Annotated in this window: 15 protein-coding genes and 1 riboswitch; of the genes, 8 read left to right on the top strand and 7 right to left on the bottom strand. The window is 73.9% G+C overall.

All coding sequences use genetic code 11. The features are described 5' to 3' along the window. Window positions 1-64: 64 nt before the first annotated feature. Window positions 65-1,969, top strand: coding sequence for a sensor histidine kinase (locus AA0005_RS01165; protein ID WP_413451604.1), 1,905 nt, complete (start codon window positions 65-67; stop codon window positions 1,967-1,969). 29 nt (window positions 1,970-1,998) lie between these two features. Then, window positions 1,999-3,105, top strand: coding sequence for a fatty acid desaturase family protein (locus tag AA0005_RS01160; protein WP_413451603.1), 1,107 nt, complete (start codon window positions 1,999-2,001; stop codon window positions 3,103-3,105). A 27-nt stretch (window positions 3,106-3,132) separates the two neighbouring features. On the opposite strand, the gene hrpA is transcribed toward AA0005_RS01160, so the two are convergent. Continuing rightward, entirely contained in the window at window positions 3,133-7,368 is a 4,236-nt protein-coding gene (gene hrpA / locus AA0005_RS01155) for an ATP-dependent RNA helicase HrpA (protein ID WP_413451602.1), read from the bottom strand. A gap of 151 nt (window positions 7,369-7,519) precedes the next feature. Here hrpA and AA0005_RS01150 point away from each other — a divergent pair, with 151 nt between their 5' ends. Continuing rightward, window positions 7,520-8,515: an endonuclease/exonuclease/phosphatase family protein gene (locus tag AA0005_RS01150; RefSeq protein WP_413451601.1), complete on the top strand. Its 996-nt coding sequence runs from the start codon at window positions 7,520-7,522 to the stop codon at window positions 8,513-8,515. A 187-nt stretch (window positions 8,516-8,702) separates the two neighbouring features. Here AA0005_RS01150 and AA0005_RS01145 read toward each other — a convergent pair whose 3' ends face one another. Continuing rightward, window positions 8,703-9,164 (bottom strand): hypothetical protein, encoded by a 462-nt coding sequence (locus AA0005_RS01145; RefSeq protein ID WP_413451600.1) that lies wholly within the window; start codon window positions 9,162-9,164, stop codon window positions 8,703-8,705. 43 nt (window positions 9,165-9,207) lie between these two features. Here AA0005_RS01145 and AA0005_RS01140 point away from each other — a divergent pair, with 43 nt between their 5' ends. Then, window positions 9,208-9,666 carry a tetratricopeptide repeat protein gene (locus AA0005_RS01140; protein WP_413451599.1) on the top strand — a complete coding sequence of 153 codons (459 nt, stop codon included), beginning with the start codon at window positions 9,208-9,210 and terminating at the stop codon, window positions 9,664-9,666. Window positions 9,667-9,742: 76 nt separating this feature from the next. On the opposite strand, the gene AA0005_RS01135 is transcribed toward AA0005_RS01140, so the two are convergent. Next, a complete protein-coding gene (locus tag AA0005_RS01135; RefSeq protein ID WP_413451598.1) occupies window positions 9,743-10,291 on the bottom strand; it encodes a DUF4287 domain-containing protein in 549 nt (182 codons plus the stop codon). Window positions 10,292-10,393: 102 nt separating this feature from the next. Further along, window positions 10,394-10,486, top strand: a riboswitch (SAM riboswitch). A gap of 31 nt (window positions 10,487-10,517) precedes the next feature. Between AA0005_RS01135 and AA0005_RS01130 the strand changes: the two genes are divergently transcribed. Continuing rightward, window positions 10,518-11,411, top strand: a complete 894-nt coding sequence (locus AA0005_RS01130) for a methylenetetrahydrofolate reductase (protein WP_413451597.1) — start codon at window positions 10,518-10,520, stop codon at window positions 11,409-11,411. After that, complete coding sequence (metE, locus tag AA0005_RS01125) at window positions 11,408-13,801, top strand: 5-methyltetrahydropteroyltriglutamate--homocysteine S-methyltransferase (protein WP_413451596.1); 2,394 nt, start codon at window positions 11,408-11,410, stop codon at window positions 13,799-13,801. Before AA0005_RS01130 ends, metE begins: the two co-directional genes overlap by 4 nt. A gap of 20 nt (window positions 13,802-13,821) precedes the next feature. Here metE and AA0005_RS01120 read toward each other — a convergent pair whose 3' ends face one another. Both AA0005_RS01120 and trpS read right to left on the bottom strand, forming a co-directional pair. After that, window positions 13,822-15,057: a saccharopine dehydrogenase family protein gene (locus tag AA0005_RS01120; RefSeq protein WP_413451595.1), complete on the bottom strand. Its 1,236-nt coding sequence runs from the start codon at window positions 15,055-15,057 to the stop codon at window positions 13,822-13,824. A 44-nt stretch (window positions 15,058-15,101) separates the two neighbouring features. Beyond that, the gene (gene trpS / locus AA0005_RS01115) at window positions 15,102-16,184 is read right to left on the bottom strand and encodes a tryptophan--tRNA ligase (RefSeq protein WP_413453044.1); all 1,083 of its coding nucleotides are present in this window, start codon (window positions 16,182-16,184) and stop codon (window positions 15,102-15,104) included. A gap of 132 nt (window positions 16,185-16,316) precedes the next feature. Between trpS and AA0005_RS01110 the strand changes: the two genes are divergently transcribed. Then, window positions 16,317-16,673 (top strand): YtxH domain-containing protein, encoded by a 357-nt coding sequence (locus AA0005_RS01110; RefSeq protein WP_413451594.1) that lies wholly within the window; start codon window positions 16,317-16,319, stop codon window positions 16,671-16,673. Next, window positions 16,670-17,674 carry a Gfo/Idh/MocA family oxidoreductase gene (locus AA0005_RS01105; protein WP_413453043.1) on the top strand — a complete coding sequence of 335 codons (1,005 nt, stop codon included), beginning with the start codon at window positions 16,670-16,672 and terminating at the stop codon, window positions 17,672-17,674. Before AA0005_RS01110 ends, AA0005_RS01105 begins: the two co-directional genes overlap by 4 nt. A 9-nt stretch (window positions 17,675-17,683) precedes the next feature. On the opposite strand, the gene AA0005_RS01100 is transcribed toward AA0005_RS01105, so the two are convergent. Further along, window positions 17,684-19,648 carry a heavy metal translocating P-type ATPase gene (locus tag AA0005_RS01100; protein WP_413451593.1) on the bottom strand — a complete coding sequence of 655 codons (1,965 nt, stop codon included), beginning with the start codon at window positions 19,646-19,648 and terminating at the stop codon, window positions 17,684-17,686. 32 nt (window positions 19,649-19,680) lie between these two features. Then, complete coding sequence (locus AA0005_RS01095) at window positions 19,681-19,914, bottom strand: heavy-metal-associated domain-containing protein (RefSeq protein WP_413451592.1); 234 nt, start codon at window positions 19,912-19,914, stop codon at window positions 19,681-19,683. Window positions 19,915-19,999 lie beyond the last annotated feature (85 nt).

Genomic DNA, 19,999 nt, shown 5'->3' with positions numbered 1-19,999 from the left:
GGGGTCGGGCCCTCGCTCTCGGGATGGACGCGGCGGGGCAGGTGATCGCCGTAACGTGCCGGGTATGGAACGTGCGACGGTCACGGCTGCTGCGGACCGGGTCGGCCGGGTGCGTGCTCTGACCCGACGGCTCGGGCACGACCTTGCCTTCGTGCTGCCTGGCCTTCCGCTCGCGGTGCTCAGCTTTTCCGTCCTGGTGACGCTCACAGTCGTGTCCGTCGCGACATTCGTCGTCTGGGTGGGCGCGTTCCTCATGCCCCTGGGCCTGGCGGTGGCGACGCGATTCGCAGCTCTGTCGCGCCGGCGTCTCCGCGCGTGGGGAGTGAGTGTTGCCCCTGTCCGGTACGTGCCGACGGGCAGCGGACCCGCCGGTCCCCTCCGGCTCATGACCGATCCGCGCCGTTGGCTCGACCTCGTCTTCGAGTCGGTCATCGCCCTGGTGCTTCGGCTCCTCACCTTCGTCGTCGCGGTGACGTGGTCCTGTGCCGCTCTGGGGGGCCTCACGTCCTGGATCTGGGGGCTCGCGCTGCGGGAGGAGGACTCTGGCTGGCCCTATCTCCTCGGGTCGGTGCTTCCCGGGGTGCCGCAGAGTGGGTGGTGGGCCTACCTCATCGACTCCGGGATCAACGGGCTCCTCGGCGCCGTTGCGCTCCTCACCCTGCCGGGCGTCGTGCGCGGACTGGCCGTCGTGGACGCGCTGGTGACGACCGCGATGCTGGGCGGCGACGACGAGCTGGAGGGGCGCCAGGGAGCACCGACGAGGGAAGAGGTGCTGCTGCCTGCGGTGCGCGCGACCGTCTGGGCGCGGGTCGTCGCCGCGTGCACCGGCGTCGTGCTGCTCGCCGTCGGAGCCCCCGTCCTCGTGGCCGTCTACGGGCTGCACCCCGTCCTGGCCATGGTGCTGGCCGCCGGGCAGAGTGCCGCCCTGGTCCTAGGTGTGCGATCGGCCTGGCCTGCCATCGGGCTGTCGACTCTCGCGGTCCTCGGCATGATGGTGGCCGCTTCCGGTGCCACCACGGACCTGTCGGCGCCGTGGCCGTGGCCGGTGCCGGCACTGGTGGCGCACTGCCTCCTTGTGGCGCTGGTCGGGCTGCGCCACCGCTGGTTCTGGGCGGCCGTCGCCTGGACGGCAGGTGCTGCGGTGACCGTCGTGGCCGTCCTCGTCCGTGGGGAGCCGGCCGGCGGCGGTCTGGCGAACGGCGTCGTACTCCTCGCGGTGAGTGGCGGCCTCGCGCTCCTCGGGGCGCTAGGTCGCGTCTGGACCAGGAACGCCGGCAGGGCGGAGAAGGCCGAGCGAATGGGCGCCGAGGAGGCACAGCGGCGTCGGGACCTCGAGGAGCGGAACAGGATCGCCCGCGAGCTCCATGACGTCGTCGCGCACAGCATGTCGGTCATCAACGTCCAGGCCTCGACCGCCCGCTACCGCAAGCCCGGCATGACCACCGCTGTCCAGGAGGAGTTCGACGACATCGCCGCCTCGTCCAGGCAGGCGCTGCAGGAGATGCGGGCTCTGCTGTCGATCCTGCGTGACGACCACGACGTGCCCATGGCGCCGGTGCCGCAGCTGGGCGACATCCCTGAGCTCGTCGAGGCCACACGCGCCTCCGGTGCCGCCATCACCTACTCGGGAGCGAACACTGACGTGCCGCCCACGATCGGACTGACCGTGTTCCGGGTGGTCCAGGAGGGGCTGAGCAACGCCCTGCGGCACGCCCCCGGAGCGGCGATCGACGTCACCACCGTCGTCGCGAACGGGGAGGTGGTGGTGAGCGTGGTCAACTCGGCTGCTGAGAGCGGCCATGAGCCGGCGCCGGGATCGGGGCTGGGGCTGGCGGGCATCCGTGAACGGGTGACCGCCCTCGGCGGTGCCGTCTCTGCGGAACCGACACCGCACGGAGGCTTCGCCGTCCGGGCTACGGTGCCGCTCACCGGTGCTGACGGGATGGACGCTGACCCCATACTCCGGTAGGGGGCAGGTGTGCCTCCGCAGTGTGATGCGTGGGCTACGACGTGGTCCGTAGGGTCCCCGCCATGACCACAGAATCGTCGACCGTACGAGCACCGCGCCAACGACCCGCGAACGACTTCCTGGAGCTCTCCAGGCGGGTCAAGGCTGCCGGTCTGATGGCACGCAGGCCCGGTTGGTACGCCGCCCGCGGGATCGTCCTCGCGGCAGGCTTCGCGGGTGCGACCGCGCTCCTGCTCTCGCTGGGGCAGACGCCGTGGCAGCTTGCCGTCGCCGCGTTGTTCGGTGTGCTGTTCACCCAAGCGGCCTTCCTCGGGCACGACGCCGCACACCAGCAGGTGTTCAGCTCCAGCAAGCGAAATGAACAGCTCTCCCGTGTCGTCGCGAACCTCGTCGTCGGCCTGAGTCACGGCTGGTGGGCGCGTAAGCACGGGAAGCACCACGCCGACCCGAACACCATCGGCAAGGACGGGGACATCGCGACGGGCGCGATCGTCTTCGATCCCGCGGACGTTCCCACGCGCACCGGCGTCCTGGGCTGGGTGACCCGACACCAGGGGTGGCTGTTCTTCCCCATGCTCACCCTGGAGGGGCTCAACCTCCACGTGAGCGCCGTGCGGACGGTTGCCAGCCGGCGCGACCTGCCCGACCGTGGTCTCGAGGCGGCGCTGCTCGCCGTGCGGCTGCTCGGTTTTCCCGCGCTCCTCGTTCTTGTGCTCGGCCCCGCGCTGGCGGCCGGCTTTCTCGGGGTCCAGCTCGTCGTCTTCGGCGTCTACATGGGGGCCACTTTCGCGCCAAACCACAAGGGCATGCCGCTCATCGGCGAGCGGGAAACGGTCGACTTCCTTCGCCGTCAGGTCCTCACCTCCCGTAACATCCGCGGCGGTCGGGTAACGGCCTGGGCCATGGGCGGCTTGAACCACCAGATCGAGCATCACCTGTTCCCGCGCATGCCGAGCGTCAACCTGCGCCGCGCCCAGCCGCTGGTGCGCGAGTACTGCAACGAGAAGGGCATTCCCTACACGGAGACAGGGCTCATCGAGGCGTACGGAATCGTCGTCCGGTACCTCAACCGCGTGGGCATGGGGGAGGCTGACCCCTTCGAGTGCCCCATCGTCGCGCAGTACCGGCCACGCTGACGCTGACGCGTCCGACCGCACTGACGGTCAGGCGCAGGCGAGGAGCTTGCGTATGCGCTTCTCGCTCACCTTGACCGGCGTGCCGAGCTGCTGGGCGAAGAGGCTGACGCGCAGCTCCTCGATCAGCCAGCGCACCTCCTCCAGCGTCGCGGCGCGGGCCGGGTCCGCGGTGGCGTGCCGGGCGGCGGAGGCGGCGGCCTCGTACTCCTCCTCGAGCTCGCCCACGCGCCAGGCGAGGTTCGCGTCCTGGTGGACGTTGTCCCTGGCCCGCTCCACCCGCCGGCGCGCGGCCCGCAGGTAGCGCGGGAGGTGGACGAGGCGGTCGGGCGGGGTGCGCGAGACGAAGCCGGGGTAGATGATCCGGGCGGCCTGGTCCCGCACGTCGGTGAGGGTGTTGAGGAGGAACATCGAGGTCGCGTCCTTGACCGCTGCCTCGAGCTCGCGCTGCGCCTCCAGCGCCGCGACCACCTGGCCGACGATCCGGTAGACCCGCACCTCCAGACTCGTCCGGACGGCGTCGCGCAGCTGCCCGTAGCGCTCGGCGTCCATCGGCTCGCGCCCGCCGTTCGCGGCCACCCACTCGTCGGCCAGCGCGGTGACGGCGGCGAGCTGGACGTCCGCGACGAGGGACTCGGTGTCGCGGTAGGGGCTGGCGGCGAGGGTGAGCGCCTCGCGCCCGGTCCAGCGGGAGGTCACCCGCCCGCTGGCCAGCGCCGTCTCCTGGAGCACGAGGCGCCGCACCCCGCGGCGGTGCGCGCGCCCCTGCTCGCGGGAGTCGGCGAGGACGAGGAGGTCCACTCGCGGCGGCGCGCCGCGGTCAGGGGTCACCTCGACGAGCGCCGGGTAGCCGCGCACGAGCAGCCCCTGCGGCCCGGTCGACTCGACCTGCGCCGGGATCGTCCCGGCGGCCGGCCACCCGGTGAGCCCGTGCTCCTCGGCGAGAGCCGGGGCCGACGGACGCGAGCCCGCGGCAGGTGCGGTACCGGGCGACGCGGGCTGCGCCGTCGTCGTCCTCGCGCCGCCCGACTGCTCACGCGCCTCCTCCATCGCCAGCGCGACGGCGCCCTTGACGGCGCTGCGCACGGCGGCCTGGGTCTGGGCGGCGAGGCGCCGCTGGAGCGCGGGCAGGGAGGTGCTCTCCCCGAGGACCTTGCCCTTGTCGTCGAGGACGCGGAAGGTGAGGCGCAGGTGCGAGGGCAGCTTCTCCTCGTCCCACGCGTCGGCGGGGATCTCGACGTCGCGGGCCATGGCGACGGCGGCGGTGAAGGCCTCACGGAAGGACGGGGCACCGAAGGGCGCGGGGGCGACCTCCGCCCACGGCGGGAGCAGCGCGAGGACCTCGCGGGCGACGTCGGGGGCCGGGACGAGCTGGACGCGCACCTTCTTGGGCAGCGAGCGGATCGTCGCGACGGCGAGGTCGGGCAGCAGCCCGGGGACGAGCCAGTCGAAGCCGTCGGGACGCAGCCGCCCGAGCACGCTGATGGGGACGTGGACGGTGACGCCGTCGGCGGCCGTGCCGGGCTCGAACTGGTAGGTGAGGGGCAGGGTGAGGTCGCCCTGCTTCCACGTGTCGGGGAAGTCGGCGGAGGAGATGTCTGGCTCGCCGCCGAAGAGGAGCTCGCGGGTGAAGTCGAGGAGCTCGGCCTCCTCGTGCCGGTGCTTCTTCCACCACGAGTCGAAGTGCCGGGCGCTGACGACGGACTCGGGCAGGCGCTCGTCGTAGAAGTCGAAGATGCCGTTCTCGTCGATGACGAGGTCGCGGCGCCGGGTGCGGTTCTCCAGCTCCTCGGCCTCGGCGAGCAGCTCGCGGTTGTGCTTCCAGAACGCGTGGTGGGTGCGCCACTCGCCCTGGACGAGGGCGTGACGAATGAAGAGCTCGCGCGCCAGCGCCCGGGCGGGGGCGGTGCCCACGCTGGCGAGCGGGACGGTGCGGTCCGCGACCAGCGTCATCCCGTAGAGGAGGACCTTCTCGTGGACCATCGCCGCGCCCTGCCGGGTGGACCAGTACGGCTCGGAGTGGACCTTCTTCGTCAGGTGCGCGGCGGCGGGCTCCACCCACGAGGGCTGGATCCGCGCGACGGTTCGGGCGAAGAGCCGGGAGGTCTCGACGAGCTCGGCCGCCATGACCCAGTCGTAGGTCTTCTTGCTCAGGCCGGAGCCGGGCCACACGACGAAGCGCGTCCCGCGCGCCCCGGCGTACTCGCGGCGCCGCTCGTCGTAGCTGCCGAGGTTGGACAGCAGGCCGACGAGGAGGGACTGGTGGATCGCGTCGGCGCTCGCGGCGTCGGAGGAGCGGCCGACGGCGACGGCGGCGGCCGCCGGGTCGTCGCCGACCTCGTCCGCGTGGGGCAGCGCGAGCGGGCGCATCGTGAGGCCGAGCGGCTTGGCGAGCTGGCGCAGCTGGCTGACGACGTCCTGCCACTCCCGGATCCGCAGGTAGTTGAGGAACTCCGCCCGGCACAGGCGCCGGAACGCCGAGCCGGACAGGTCGCGCTGCTGGGTGCGCAGGTAGCGCCACAGGTTGAGGTAGGCGAGGAAGTCGGAGGTCGGGTCGGTGAAGCGGCGGTGCTTGGCGTCCGCCGCCTGCTGGTGCTCGGCCGGCCGCTCGCGCACGTCCTGGACGGACAGCGCCGCGACGATGACCATGACCTCGGCCGCGCACCCGTTCTTCTGCGCCTCCAGCAGCATGCGGCCCAGCCGCGGGTCGATGGGCAGGCGCGCGAGCTGGCCGCCGACGGCGGTGAGCCGGTGCCGCCCGCTGCGGGAGTCGTCGTCGTCCTCCTCGAGGGCGCCGATCTCGACGAGGAGCTGGACGCCGTCGCGCACGGCGCGGGTGTCGGGTTGGTCGACGAAGGGGAAGCTCTCGACGTCCCCGAGCCCGAGCGCCGCCATCTGGAGGATGACGGAGGCGAGGGAGGTGCGGAGGATCTCCGGCTCGGTGAACTCCGGGCGCGACTCGAAGTCGGCGCGCGAGTAGAGGCGGATGGCGATGCCGTCCGCGACGCGCCCGCAGCGGCCCGAGCGCTGGTTGGCGCTCGCCTGGGAGATCGCCTCGATCGGCAGCCGCTGGACCTTGGTGCGGCTGGAGTAGCGGGAGATGCGGGCGGTGCCGGGGTCGACGACGTAGCGGATCCCCGGCACGGTCAGCGAGGTCTCGGCGACGTTCGTCGCGAGGACGACCCGCCGGTGGCGGTGCGGCTCGAAGACGCGGTGCTGCTCGGCCGCGGACAGCCGCGAGTACAGGGGGACGACCTCGACGACGCCGGGCTGGCCGGGCGTGGCGCGGCCCGCGTAGCGCGGCCCGAGGTGCTCGGCGAGGGCGACGTCGGTGTCCCGGATCTCCCGCTCGCCGGAGAGGAAGACGAGGACGTCGCCGGGGCCCTCGGCCATGAGCTCGTCGACGGCGCGGCAGATGGCCGTCGGCTGGTCGACGTCCTCCTCGCGGGCGGCGGGTGCCTCGTCCCCGCCGTCGTCGTCGGTGTCGGGGACGAGGGGCCGGTAGCGGACCTCGACGGGGTAGGTGCGCCCGGAGACCTCGACGACGGGGGCCGGGACCCGCTCGCCGTCGTCGCCGTCGCGGCCGAAGTGGGCGGCGAACCGGGCCGAGTCGATCGTCGCGGAGGTGATGACGACCTTGAGGTCCGGGCGGCGCGGCAGCAGGCGGGCGAGGTAGCCGAGGATGAAGTCGATGTTGAGGGACCGCTCGTGGGCCTCGTCGACGATGATCGTGTCGTAGCGCCGCAGCATCGGGTCGCGCTGGATCTCCGCGAGGAGGATGCCGTCGGTCATCAGCTTGACGAGCGTCGTGGGGCCGACCTCGTCGGTGAAGCGCACCTGGTAGCCGACGGCGCCGCCGAGCTGGACGTCGAGCTCCTCGGCGATGCGCTCGGCGACGGTGCGGGCGGCGATCCGGCGCGGCTGGGTGTGCCCGATCATCCCGGTGACGCCGCGGCCCAGCTCGAGACAGATCTTCGGCAGCTGGGTGGTCTTCCCCGAGCCGGTCTCGCCGGACACGATGACGACCTGGTGGTCGCGGATCGCCGCGGCGATCTCCTCGCGGCGGGCGGAGACGGGTAGCTCCAGCGGGTAGCGGATCTCCGGGACGGCGGCGCGGCGCGCCTCGAGCTGCTCGGGGGAGTACCCGCGGTGCTCGGGGCGGCGGGTGGAGGGACGACGACGGCGGCCCGTGCGGGTGCCGTCGCCGGCTCGCCCGGGCGGTCGTCCGCCGTCGGCGTGCTGTGCGGCGCCCCGCTCCGTGGTCACGGTCGACCATTCTCGCCGATCGGTGTCCGGTGGGACACCTCGTTTCCTCCCGGTGAACGGCGCGGGGCTCCGCTGCGGAGGGTGTGTGAGCGGCTTGTGAGGGCTGGGGACGCCGCGCGGTGGGCCCACCGGCCCGGGTGACAATGGCTCGGTGTTCAAGCTTCTCGGCTGGGTGCTCACCCTCGCGCTGGCCGCGGCGGCCGTCCTCACCCTCGACCCCGCGAGGCTGGGGATCTCGACCGTCGCCCCGGTGACGCAGGCGATTGCCATGCGCCCCTACCTCGTGGCGGGCTTCGTCGTGCTCGGTGGGGTGCTGCTCCTGGGCGTGCTGCTCGCGGCGCTGCTCGGGCGGCGGTGGCCGCGTCGCGCGGTCCTGGGCGTGGTGCTGCTCGCCGTCGGGGTCGGGCACGCGGGGGTGCTCTGGTCCCGCGGGCTGGGTGACGAGGAGCTGCCGGCCGCGCGCGAGGGCGCGATCACGGTGTTCACGCTCAACACCCTCGGCGGCGGCTCGAGCGCCGAGGAGGTGGCCGCGGCCGCGCACGACGCCGGCGCGGACGTGCTCGTGCTGCCCGAGACCTCCGAGGACAGCGCCCGGAGGATCGCCCAGGGGCTGGTCTCCCGCGACGGTGGTTCCTACCAGCTCTTCGTCGAGCGCACCGGTGAGTGGGACTCCAGCTCGACGGCGCTGCTCGTCAGCGACGAGCTGGGCGAGTACACCGAGGCCCCGGCCCCCGAGACGGCGCACGGCGCGGTCCGCGCGGAGCCGGTCGACGGCTCCGGGCCGGTGCTCGTGGCCGTCCACCCCTTCAGCCCCCACGCGCCCGGACGGGCGATGGAGAAGTGGCGCGCCGACCTCGAGGCCGTGACCGAGCCCTGCCGCAGCGAGCCGGGCGTCATCGTGGCCGGCGACTTCAACGCGACCCTCGATCACGCCCCGATGCGCGACGTCGGCTCCTGCGTCGACGCGTCCGTCGAGGGCGGCGTCGGCGGTGTGGCCACCTGGCCGGCGGATCAGCCACGCCTGGTCGGTGCACCGATCGACCACGTCCTCGTCGACGGCGACGCCTACACCGTGGACGCCGCCGCGGTCCGCGAGGTCGGCGAGAGCGACCACCGCGCCGTCGTCGCCCAGATCTCCCCCCAGTAGCCCGCCGGGCCCCTGTGTGCGCCGACAGCACACTTACCGCCGACAGCACACTTATCGCCGAGAGCGCACTTATCGCCGAGAGCGCACTTACCGCCCCGGCCTGGTGTGACCTCCCCTGTTCACCTCACCCGCACGTGTGGGAGGGAGGTCGGAGGGTAACCGGGGAGGTCGGCGGCGGGTCGCCCGGTCAGCCGGGGGTGATGCTCTCGCCGAGGACCTCGATGTGGACGGCGCCCACGTGGTCGTCGCCCGTGAAGGCCTCGACGCTCACACGTTGCGCTCCCGGTACCGTGAGCTCCTCCTCGTGCGGGTCGTCCGCGCAGGCGAACGTCCGGTCGAGCGTCTCCTCCCCGTCCGCCGTCGTCACTGCGACGGAGACGAGCAGGTTCTCCGCGCCCAGGCCTTCGACCCGCAGGCCGGTGACGTCCGCCGGCTGGCCGAGGTTGAGGGTGGCGGCCGGCTCGCCGGCCGCGGGGCCCGGGTGGATCGCCGAGGACATCGCTCCCACGGCGTCGTCCGCCATGGTCTGGGGCCGGCTCTCGAGCCACTCGTCGATCTCGGCGTCGCTGGGCGCGGCGTCGGCGCAGCCCGCGGCGAGGCCGGCGAGCAGGACGAGGCCGGCGGCGCTGGTGATCGTGCGTCTCCCCATCCCGCCACGCTATCCGGTCACTCCGGCGCGGTACGGTCGCCCGGTGAGTGATCTCCCGGGCGGACGGGGCTGGGTGATCGACGGTGCGACGCAGCTGCCCCGGATCGTCGACCTTCCCGAGTTCCGGCGTGGCTTGGCGGACGACCCCCACCGGGACGCGGTCGAGGCGCTGTGGTGCGGGCGGCCCGCCGACGCCGCGCGGCTGCTCGGGGGCAGGGAGCGGACAGTGCGGGTGCGCGCCCTGCTCGCGGACTGCTCGCGCGACCTCGGGGACCTCGAGACCGCTCGGAAGGACTACGTCGTGCTGGTCGCGGAGTGCGAGGGCACCCCGTGGGAGGCGGTCATGCGCCAGCACCTCGGCAAGGTCCTCTTCACGGCCGGGCGCCCGGAGGAGGCGGCGGAGCAGTTCGCGCGTGCCCTCGAGCTGCGCGAGCTGGCCGGCGCGGATGAGTCCCTGCTGGCCTCCAGCAGGCGCGCCCTGGAGGTCGCACGCGCGGAGTGAGCGCCAGGCGTGACCTCCCCGGTTCACCCCATCCGGAGGTGCGCCATGGCGGGAGGTCGGAGGACAACCGCGTAGGTCAGGCGGGTGCGACGTTCGCGGCGAGGCGGCCGAGCGCCCCTCTCCAGAAGTCCTTCCACTCGGCCACGGCGTCCGGGTCGGGCAGGCCCCCGTGCTGCACCGCCACCCGCACCTTCTCCCCCGCCGCGGCGAGCTCGACGACCACGCGGGCGCCGTCGTCGTTCGTCAGCCTTGCCCGCTTGGACGCGCTGGCGCTCACCACCCGCCACCCCGGCAGCCACTCCTCGCGCCGCGCGTCGTCGACGAGGTGGGCGAAGACCTCCTCGGCGCCGCGCCCCACCGTCTTGGACACGTTCGCGTCGAAGGTGCCGTCCGGGCGCTGGCCGGGTAGGCGCATCCCGCGCGCCTGCTCGTAGCCCACGGTGAGGCTCTGGGCCCACCAGCCGTCGACGTCGTGCTCGGTGACGAGCCACTCCGCGATCTGCTTGTGCTTCCACCCGGTGGCCCCGGCGGTGTCGAGCAGGGCGTACCACTCCTCGCGGGAGCGGCCGGTGGCACGGGCGACCTTCTCCGCGCCGATCGCCTCGTCGTGCCATCGGGTGGCCATGGACCCACGCTACGACGTCTCACCGACGAGCGCGTCCGCGCCCGGAGGTCTCGGATGTCGGATGGTCCTTGCCCACGCAGCAGACGCTCCACGACGATCGCCCCACCATCCAGAGCGGCCGAGAGTCCTGGCTCGTCGACGCCGCAGCAACCCCCCGTCCGCGGGTGCGGGTGCTTCCGCCAGGTCCGATGGGAGAGACCTCTTGAGCACCGCTAGCCTCGTGACTGTGCCGCGTGGACGACCGACCGTGTCCTTCGAGCTCTACCCACCGCGCACGCCCGCCAGTGAGGCGGCCGCGTGGGAGACGGTCGAGCGTCTGGCCGCCGCCGGCCCCGACTTCTTCTCCGTCACCTACGGAGCCTCCGGCTCCGCCCGGAACGCCTCCCGCACGCTCGTGCGCCGCATCCTGGCCGAGACACCGGTGACCCCGATCGCTCACCTCACCTGCGTCGACGCAACCCGCGCCGAGCTCGAGCGCTACGTCACCGAGCTCGTCGACGACGGCGTGCGCGACTTCCTCGCCCTGCGCGGCGACCCGCCGGCCGGCACCGACACCTGGGTCCCGCGCCCCGACGGGCTCAACAGTGCGAGCGAGCTCGTCGCCCTCATCCGCGCGGTCGAGCGCGAGCGCTTCGGAACCACGGGCGTGCTCAGCGTCGCCGTCGCCGCCTACCCGGCCGGCTCGAGCCACACCCGCGGCCAGGACGTCGCCGCCCTGCTGGAGAAGCAGGAGGCCGGCGCGGACTTCGCCATCACCCAGGTGTTCTACGACGCCGCCGCGTACGCCGACCTCGTCAGCGAGGCGCGCGCCGTGGGCGTGTACCTGCCCGTCGTCGCCGGCATCATCCCGACGACGGACCCCCGCCGGCTCGCCCGCCTCGCCCAGCTCACCGGCGTCCCCGCGCCCGCGCCGCTCCTCGAGCGGCTCGCCGCCGCGGCCGACGACGAGGAGCGCCACCGCGTCGGCATCGAGGCGACCGTCGCGCTCGTCGAGGACGTCGTCTCCGCTGGCGCGCCCGGGCTTCACCTGTTCACCTTCAACCAGTACCGGCCGGCCCTCGACGTCGTCGAACGGCTGCGCCGCCCGCTGTCCACCACGAGCCCGAGGACCACCCGATGACCGACCCGACCGCACCCCAGCTGCCCGCCGCCACGATCCTCGGCTACCCGCGGATCGGGCCACGGCGCGAGCTCAAGCGGGCCGTGGAGTCCTTCTGGGCGGGCCGCAGCGAGCTCGACGACCTCCAGATCGCCGCCGCGGAGCTGCGCCGCCGCCAGCGCGCGCGCCTCGTCGACCTCGGCCTCGCCGCCGACGACGCCTCCATCCCCTCCGACTTCAGCTTCTACGACCAGGTGCTCGACACCGCCGTCACCCTCGGGGCCGTCCCGCCCCGCTTCGCCCACCTCCTCGACGACGACGGCGTCCTCGACCTGCCCGGCTACTTCACCCTGGCCCGGGGAGCCGGGGAGCGGCCGCCGCTGGAGATGACGAAGTGGTTCGACACGAACTACCACTACCTCGTCCCGGAGATCAGCCCGCAGACCCGCTTCCGCCTCGCCGACGACCGCGTCCAGCGCTGCTTCCTCGAGGCGGCGGCCGAGGGCGTGACGACCCGGCCCGTCATCCTTGGGCCGGTGACCTTCCTCCTGCTGAGCAAGGCCGTGGCCGAGGCCGACCCCGCCGACGGCGCCGCTCCCGCGGCCGCCCCGCCGGAGGGCTTCACCCCGCTCGACCGCCTCGAGGACGTGCTCCCGGCCTACGTCGAGCTGCTCCACGCGCTGGGCGGCGCGGGCGCCCCGTGGGTGCAGCTCGAGGAGCCGGCGCTCGCCGTCGACTGGGACGTTCCGCGCGAGCGCGTGCTCGCCGCCGTCGAGCGGGCCTACACCGTGCTCGCGGCCGAGACGACCCGCCCCGAACGGCCCGCGCTCTTCGTCCCCGTCGCCTACGGGCCGGCGGAGGACGCGCTGCCGGTCCTGGCCGGGGCCGGGGTCGAGGCCGTCGGCGTCGACCTCGTCCGTGGCGCGGCGCCCTCCGGTGAGGTGCTCTCGCAGCTGGGGGACGCCGTCGTCGTCGCGGGGGTCGTCGACGGACGCAACGTGTGGCGCACCGACCTCGACGGCGCGCTCGAGCGGCTCCAGGAGCTCGAGGCGGGGCTGCGGCCCGGCGCCGCCCGTGACGGTGGCCTGTGCGTCGCCACCTCGACGTCCCTCCAGCACGTCCCCTACGACGTCGGCGCGGAGACGGGGCTCGACCCGCAGCTGAGCAGCTGGCTCGCCTTCGCCGACCAGAAGGTCGAGGAGGTCCTCGCGCTCGCGACGGCCCTCACCCGGGGCCGCGACGCGGCGAAGGAGGCCTTCGTGGCCGCCGCCGACCGCCGTCGCAGCCGCCTCGAGCACCCCGGCGTGCGCCGGGCCGACGTCCGCGACCGCGTCGCCGCCCTCACCGACGCCGACCGGCAGCGCGCGCCCTTCGCCGAGCGGGCCGCTGCGCAGGCCGAGGTCCTCGACCTGCCCCCGCTACCGACGACGACGATCGGCTCCTTCCCGCAGACCGTCGAGATCCGCAAGGCCCGGGCCGCGTACGGCCGCGGCGAGCTGAGCGCGGAGGAGTACACCGCCGCGATGCGCGCGGAGATCGCGCGGGTCGTGCGGCTGCAGGAGGAGCTCGGCCTCGACGTCCTCGTCCACGGCGAGCCCGAGCGCAACGACATGGTCCAGTACTTCGCGGAGAACCTTGAGGGCTTCGCCGTCACCGAGAACGGCTGGGTCCAGTCCTACGGGACGCGCTGCACCCGGCCCTCGATCCTCTGGGGTGACGTCGCCCGGCCCGCGCCCATCACCGTCGAGTGGTCCCGGCACGCGGCCTCGCTCACCGACAAGCCGGTCAAGGGCATGCTCACCGGCCCGGTGACGATCCTCGCGTGGTCCTTCGTGCGCGACGACCAGCCGCTCGCGGACACCGCGGCGCAGGTGGCCCTCGCGCTGCGCGACGAGGTCGCCGACCTCGAGGCGGCCGGCATCGGGATCATCCAGGTGGACGAGCCCGCGCTGCGCGAGCTGCTGCCGCTGCGGAGGGAGGACCAGGCCGCGTACCTCGAGTGGTCGGTCGGCGCCTTCCGGCTGGCGACGGCGGTCGCGGCACCGGCCACCCAGGTGCACACGCACCTGTGCTACTCGGAGTTCGGGCAGGTCATCGGCGCGATCGACGCGCTCGACGCGGACGTCACGAGCATCGAGGCCGCGCGCTCCCGGATGGAGGTGCTGCCCGAGCTGCAGGCCGCCGGCTTCGCCCGGGGTGTGGGGCCGGGGGTCTACGACATCCACTCCCCGCGCGTGCCGAGCGAGGAGGAGCTCGCCGAGCTGGTGGCGCTTGCGGCCGAGTCGGTGCCCTCCCAGCTGCTGTGGGTCAACCCGGACTGTGGCCTCAAGACCCGCGGCTACGACGAGGTCGAGCCCAGCCTGCGCCACCTCGTGGCAGCGGCGCAGCAGGTGCGGGCGAAGCTCGGCTGACCGCTCGCTGCGCCTGAGGGTCAGCCGAGCCGCTCGGTCGTGATCTCGAAGCCGGCCGCGACGAGACGGTCGGCGAGGACCGTGCCGAGCGCCGTCGCCGGGGTGAGGACGCCACCGTCGCCCGGCAGGTGCGCCTCGTCGTGGGCGAGGGCGAGCGCGGACTCCCCGATCATCACCGACGTCGCCGCGTAGCCCGGGTCGCCTTGGGCGGCGACGACGGTGCGGTACCGGGCGCCCGACGTCGTGCGGGCGACCACCTCCATGCGGAAGTGGCCGTTGCGCCGGGTCTCCTCGTCCGGGCCGTCGCCGGGGGAGGGGAGCAGGCGGTCGGCGACCCAGCGGGTGGGCGGGAAGGCCATGACGCCCGCGGCGGCACCGGTGGCCGCGGACAGGGCCTGGGCCCGCCGTCGTCCGCGGGGGCCGGGCCCGAGGTCGACGACCTCCCGGTAGCGGAAGTCGCGGCCGTAGCGCCAACCGAGGAGCGCGTTGCTGCGGTGGACGATGCGGCTGTTGAAGGCGGCCATGGGGAAGGTCGTCACCCAGGTGCCGGTCTGTGCGTCGCGGAAGGGCCGGGAGGGGGTGTGCTGGTCGACGTCGGGCGCGTCGGCGCGGTCGGGGACGAGCGCGTACGGGTCGGCGAGGATGCGGCGGTTGTCCGGGTCGCGGCCCGCGTCCACCTGGATCCGCATCGAGTCGATCGTGCCGCCGCTGACCCCGCCGGAGGCGGAGCGGACGGCGAGCGTCGTGGCGAGCAGCTCTCCTGCGCCGTCGGCCCGGGCCCGCTCGGCGGTGAGGAAGGCGCCGAGGTCGGAGGGGACGGAGTCGAAGCCGCACGAGTGGACGATCCGAGCGCCGGTGCGCTGCGCCGTCTCGTGCAGCCGCTGGGCGGTCTCGCGGATGAAGAGGACCTCCCCGGCGAGGTCGGCGTAGTGGGTGCCGGCCTCCGCGCAGGCGCGGGCCAGCGGCATGCCGTGCCGGCTGTAGGGGCCCACGGTCGTGACGACGACGCGCGTGGAGCGGGCGAGCTCGGCGAGGGCGGCGTCGTCCTCGGCGTCGGCGACCATCACGGGCCACGCGGCCGCGGCCGGTCCCAGACTGCCGCGCACCTCCTCCAGCCGCTCCCGCGAGCGGCCGGCGAGCCCCACGCGCGTGTCGGGCGCGTGCTCGGCGAGGTACTCGGCGACGAGCCGCCCGACGAAGCCGCTGGCCCCGTAGACGGCGACGTCCAGTGCCCGGTCAGAGGTAGGCAGACCCATGGCTCGAGGCTAGGGGCCTGCCACCGCTCCGCAATCGGTGACGGTCAGCCGTAGACCATGCCCATCGCCTGGCGGACCTCGGCGAGCGTGTCCTCGGCGACCGCGTTGGCGCGCGCGTTGCCCTCGGCCAGCACCGTGCGCAGGTAGCCCGGGTCGGCGACGAGCTCGGCGCGGCGGGCGCGGATCGGGGCGAAGTGCTCGTTGACGGCCTCGGTGACGACGCGCTTGAGGGTGCCGCCGCCGCCGTCGCCGATCTCCTCGGCGACCTCGTGGGGGTCGCGGCCGCTGGCCAGCGCGGCGAGGAGGACGAGGTTGGAGACCTCGGGCCGCCCGGCCGGGTCGTAGGTGATGTGGCGGTCGGCGTCGGTGACGGCCTTCTTCAGGCGCTTGGCGGTGGTGTCCGCGTCCATCCCGAGCTCGATGGTGTTGCCCTTGGACTTGCTCATCTTCTGCCCATCGGTGCCGAGCAGGTTCGTCGCGGCGGACAGGAGCGCCTCCGGCTGGGGGAAGACCGGCCGGTCCGCCTGCGCGCGCCCGTAGCGCTCGTCGAAGCGGCGGGCCACGATTCGGGTCTGCTCGAGGTGCGGCAGCTGGTCCTTGCCCACGGGCACGAGGTTGGCCTTGCAGAAGAGGATGTCGGCGGCCTGGTGCACCGGGTAGGTGAGGAGCAGGCCGGACATCGGGCGCCCGCCGGTGGCCTCGTACTCCGCCTTGACCGTGGGGTTGCGGCGCAGCTCGGAGTCGGTGACGAGCGAGAGGAAGGGCAGCATGAGCTGGTTGAGCGCCGGCACCGCGGAGTGCGTGAAGATCGTCGAGCGCGCCGGGTCGATGCCGATGGCGAGGTAGTCCGCGACGAGCGAGAGCACCCGGTCCTGGATCTCCCCGACGGCGTCGCGATCGGTGATGACCTGGTAGTCGGCGACGAGCACCCAGGTCTCCACGCCCCGGTTCTGCAGCGCGACCCGGTTGGCGAGGGTCCCGAAGTAGTGGCCCAGGTGGAGGTTGCCGGTGGGCCGGTCCCCGGTGAGGACACGGAACTTGCCGGGGTCGGCGTCGATCTCCGCCTCGATGGCGCGGGAGCGCGCCCGCGTGCGGTCGAGGGAGGCGTCGGAGGTGGACTCGGCCAGGTCCTCCGCGACGGAGGCGTCGGGGTTCTGCTCGGTGCTCACCCGGCGATCCTAGTCGCCGCCGGAACGCGCGCGGCGGCGGGTCCGCCCCTAGGGTGGTGCCCCACACATCACTCACGGAGGTGGACGTTCATGGGCAAGCTCTCGTTCTTCGTCGGGGCCGGGGTCGGCTACGTGCTCGGTGCCCGCGCAGGCCGCCAGCAGTTCGAGAAGATCAAGTCCGCGAGCCAGCAGGTGTGGGACAACCCCCGCGTGCAGTCCAGCGTGCACAAGGTCGAGGAGAAGGTCAGCGAGGTCGCCAAGGACAAGGCCTCCGCCGTCACCGACAAGGTCACCGACACCGTCAAGAGCCGCATGGGTGGTGGCTCGTCGGGCAGCACGTCCGGCTCCTCGGGCTCCTCGTCCGGCTCCACGGCGACCAGCGGGGACGCCTCGCAGACCGGCGTCGGCGGCTCGATGCGCCCGACGCCTCCGCAGCCCGAGCTCTGAGCCCGCTCTCCACCGCCCTCGTCGGCTTCGGCCACGCGGGGCGCGTCTTCCACGGGCCGCTCCTCGCCGACGACGCACGCTTCAGCCTCGACGTCGTCGTCACCTCGGACCCGGCCCGGGTCGCCGACGCCGCGCGCCTGCACCCGCGGGCGCGCGTCGTCGCCGACCTGCCGGAGGCGCTCGCGGCGCGGCCGGACCTCGTCGTCGTCGCGAGCCCTCCCGCCACCCACGTCCCGGTCGCGCGAGCCGCGCTGGACGCGCGCTGCGCCGTCGTCGTCGACAAGCCGCTGGCACCCGACCCGGGCGAGGCGCGTGGACTCGTCGAGCACGCGGAGCGGCTCGGCCGGCCGCTCACCGTCTTCCACAACCGGCGCTGGGACGGCGAGCTCCTCACCCTCCAGCGCCTGCTGACCGAGGGTGCGCTCGGGCGGGTGCGGCGCCTGGAGTCGCGCCTCGAGCGGTGGAAGACCGCGGAGACCAAGCCGTGGAAGGCCGCGGCGACGTGGCGCGAGGGCGGCGGGGTGCTCTTCGACCTCGGCTCGCACCTCCTCGACCAGGCCCTGCTCCTGCTCGGCCCGGTCACCGACGTCCACGCCGAGCTCGCCAGCGTGCGCGGCGGAGCGGACGACGACGCCTTCGTCTCCCTCGCCCACGCGAGCGGCGCCCGTTCCCACATCTGGGTGAGCACGACGACGGCGGACCCCGGCCCGCGGCTGCGCGTGGTCGGCGCGGAGGCCACCTTCGTCACCGTGGCCGGCGACGTTCAGGAGGCCCAGCTGGCGGGTGGGATGCGCCCGTCGGGGCCCGGCTACGGGCGTGGGGAGGACGGCCGGCTGGTCACCGCGGACGGTGCGCGGGCGGTGGTGAGCGAGCCCGGGCGCTACCAGGACTTCTACGGACTGCTGGCGCAGGCGCTGCTCGACGGCGGCCCGCTGCCCGTGGACCCGCGCGACGCGCTCGCCGTCGTCGAGCTCGTCGAGGGGATCCACCGGCGCGCGTGATCGCCGCCGTCACGCCGGCTGCGGCTCGGTGGCGGTGCTGCGTGGGACAGGCCGCACTGCGCCCGGTCCGTCGTCGCGGCGGCGGAGCAGGCGCATCGCGTTGAGGATGACGACGAGCACCGAGCCCTCGTGGACGAGCATGCCCACCGCCATGGTCACCCCGCCCGCCAGGACGCCGGCGAGGAGCACGGCCACCGTGACCACGGCGAGGGCGATGTTCTGACGCATGACCGAGACGGTGCGCCGGGCCAGTGCGATGGCGTGCGGGACCCGTAGGAGGTCGTCGGTCATGAGCGCGACGTCCGCCGTCTCGATGGCGAGCCCGGTGCCGGCGGCGCCCATGGCGATCCCGACGTGGGCCGTGGCCAGGGCCGGTGCGTCGTTGACGCCGTCACCGACCATCGCCACCGTGCGGCCTTCCGCCTGCAGCTCCCTGATGACGGCGAGCTTGTCCTCGGGCAGCAGGTGGGCGCGGACCTCGTCCACGCCGACCTCGGCCGCCACCGCCTCCGCGACCCGGCGGTTGTCGCCGGTGAGCATGACGACCCGCGTGACGCCGGAGGCGTGGAGACGGGCGACCAGCTCCCTTGCGCCGGAGCGCACCCGGTCGGCGACCGCGACGACGCCGATGACCTGACCGTCGAGCGCGACGACCATGGGCGTGCGGCCCAGCGCCGCGAGCCGGTCCACCTCGGCGGCCGCGCCGCGGTCGTCGGTGATGCCCTGCGCCGCGAGCAGTGGCAGGTTGCCGACCGCGACGTCGTGACCGCCGATCGTGGCGACGACGCCCATGCCCGGGACGGGCTCGGTGCGCTCGGGAAGACCGGCCACGGGCAGGCGCTCGGCATGCGCGGCGGCGAGGACCGGCCGCGCGAGCGGGTGCTCCGACCCGGCCTCGGCGCGCGCCGCCCAGGTGAGCACGTCGTCCCGGCCGAGGCCCGGTGCCAGGACGACGACGTCGGTCAGCTGCGGACGCCCCTCGGTGAGGGTTCCCGTCTTGTCGAGGGCGACGGTGTCGATCCGGGCGCTCGCCTCGAGGTGCTCCCCGCCCTTGACGAGGACGCCGTCCCTCGCCCCGCGCCCGATCCCGGCGACGACCGCCACGGGGATCGAGATGACGAGTGCACCCGGGCACCCGATGACGAGCAGGGTGAGGGCGATGACGACGTCGCCCGTGAGCACGGCCGTGACCACGGCGAGCACGATGATCGCGGGGGTGTACCAGGCGGAGAAGCGCTCGAGGAAGGTCTGCGCCCTCGCCTTGGCGTCCTGTGCCTCCTCGACCCGGTGGACGATGCGGGCCAGCGTCGTGTCGGCGCCCACGCCGGTGGCCCGGACCTGGAGGAAGCCGCTGCCCGCGACCGTGCCGGCGAAGACCTGGTCGCCCTCCGTCTTCTCGACGGGGACCGACTCCCCGGTGATCGACGCCTCGTCGAGTGCCGCAGCGCCGGCGATCACCACGCCGTCGACCGGCACCTTGACGCCGCTCTTGACGAGCACGGTCTCACCCGGGACCACGTCGGCGGAGGGCACCTCGACCTGGTCGCTGTCGCGGAGGACGACGGCGACGTCGGGGGCGGCGGCGACGAGCTCGGCGAGCGCGGACCGGGTCCGGGTCATCGTGCGGGCCTCGAGCGCGTGACCGACGGAGAAGAGGAAGGTCACCGCGGCGGCCTCCCACACCTCACCGATGACCAGCGCGCCGATCGCCGCGACCGAGACGAGGAGGTCGATGGCGACCGTGCGGTGGCGTAGCGCCCGCACCGCCTTGACGGCGATCGGTAGCCCGGCGACGACGGCCGCGGCGGTCATGAGCACGTGGGACAGGGCGAGGGGTGCGTCACCACCACCGCCCGCGTGGCTGCTGGAGAAGGGGTTGACGCCTGCCGAGAAGGAGGCCGCAGCCGCGACGGCGATGAGTGCCCCCGCGGCGGCCGGCACGGCCCAGGGGGAGCGGGAGGACGTGAGGGTCATGGCGGGGCCTTTCGTGAGTCGGGCGTGGGCGGTCAGAACCACGAGAGCGCGGCCTTGTAACCGGCCCTGCCGATCGCCAGGACGATCTCCTCCGTGGTGGTGACCTCCGGCAGGTGGTCGACCTCGACGCGGCCGGAGGCGAACTTCACGGTCACGCCGTGGACGCCGGGCAGGCGGCCGACCTGCTTCTCGATTGCGCTCACGCAGCTGGGGCAGCTGAAGCCCTCGGCGCGAAAGACGGAGCGGGTGGCTGCGGTGGTGGTCATGGGGTGTCCTTTCGTCGCTGTGAGGGCGCTTCCCTCGGCACTCACCAACGTAGGAAGGCTCTGCCGAAGGGAACATGACGGCCGT

The organism is Georgenia phoenicis, from assembly GCF_047302425.1.
In the GTDB taxonomy this organism is placed as follows: domain Bacteria; phylum Actinomycetota; class Actinomycetes; order Actinomycetales; family Actinomycetaceae; genus Oceanitalea.
This window is presented reverse-complemented; position numbering and strand designations above follow the sequence as displayed.

Bases quoted from the DNA above. Each gene is read 5' to 3' on its own strand.
- AA0005_RS01165 (WP_413451604.1), top strand. From the start codon at position 65: ATGGAACGTGCGACGGTCACGGCTGCTGCGGACCGGGTCGGCCGGGTG.
- AA0005_RS01145 (WP_413451600.1), bottom strand. From the start codon at position 9,164: ATGGGGAGACGCACGATCACCAGCGCCGCCGGCCTCGTCCTGCTCGCC.
- AA0005_RS01135 (WP_413451598.1), bottom strand. From the start codon at position 10,291: ATGGCCACCCGATGGCACGACGAGGCGATCGGCGCGGAGAAGGTCGCC.
- metE (WP_413451596.1), top strand. From the start codon at position 11,408: ATGACCGACCCGACCGCACCCCAGCTGCCCGCCGCCACGATCCTCGGC.
- AA0005_RS01120 (WP_413451595.1), bottom strand. From the start codon at position 15,057: ATGGGTCTGCCTACCTCTGACCGGGCACTGGACGTCGCCGTCTACGGG.
- AA0005_RS01110 (WP_413451594.1), top strand. From the start codon at position 16,317: ATGGGCAAGCTCTCGTTCTTCGTCGGGGCCGGGGTCGGCTACGTGCTC.
- AA0005_RS01100 (WP_413451593.1), bottom strand. From the start codon at position 19,648: ATGACCCTCACGTCCTCCCGCTCCCCCTGGGCCGTGCCGGCCGCCGCG.
- AA0005_RS01095 (WP_413451592.1), bottom strand. From the start codon at position 19,914: ATGACCACCACCGCAGCCACCCGCTCCGTCTTTCGCGCCGAGGGCTTC.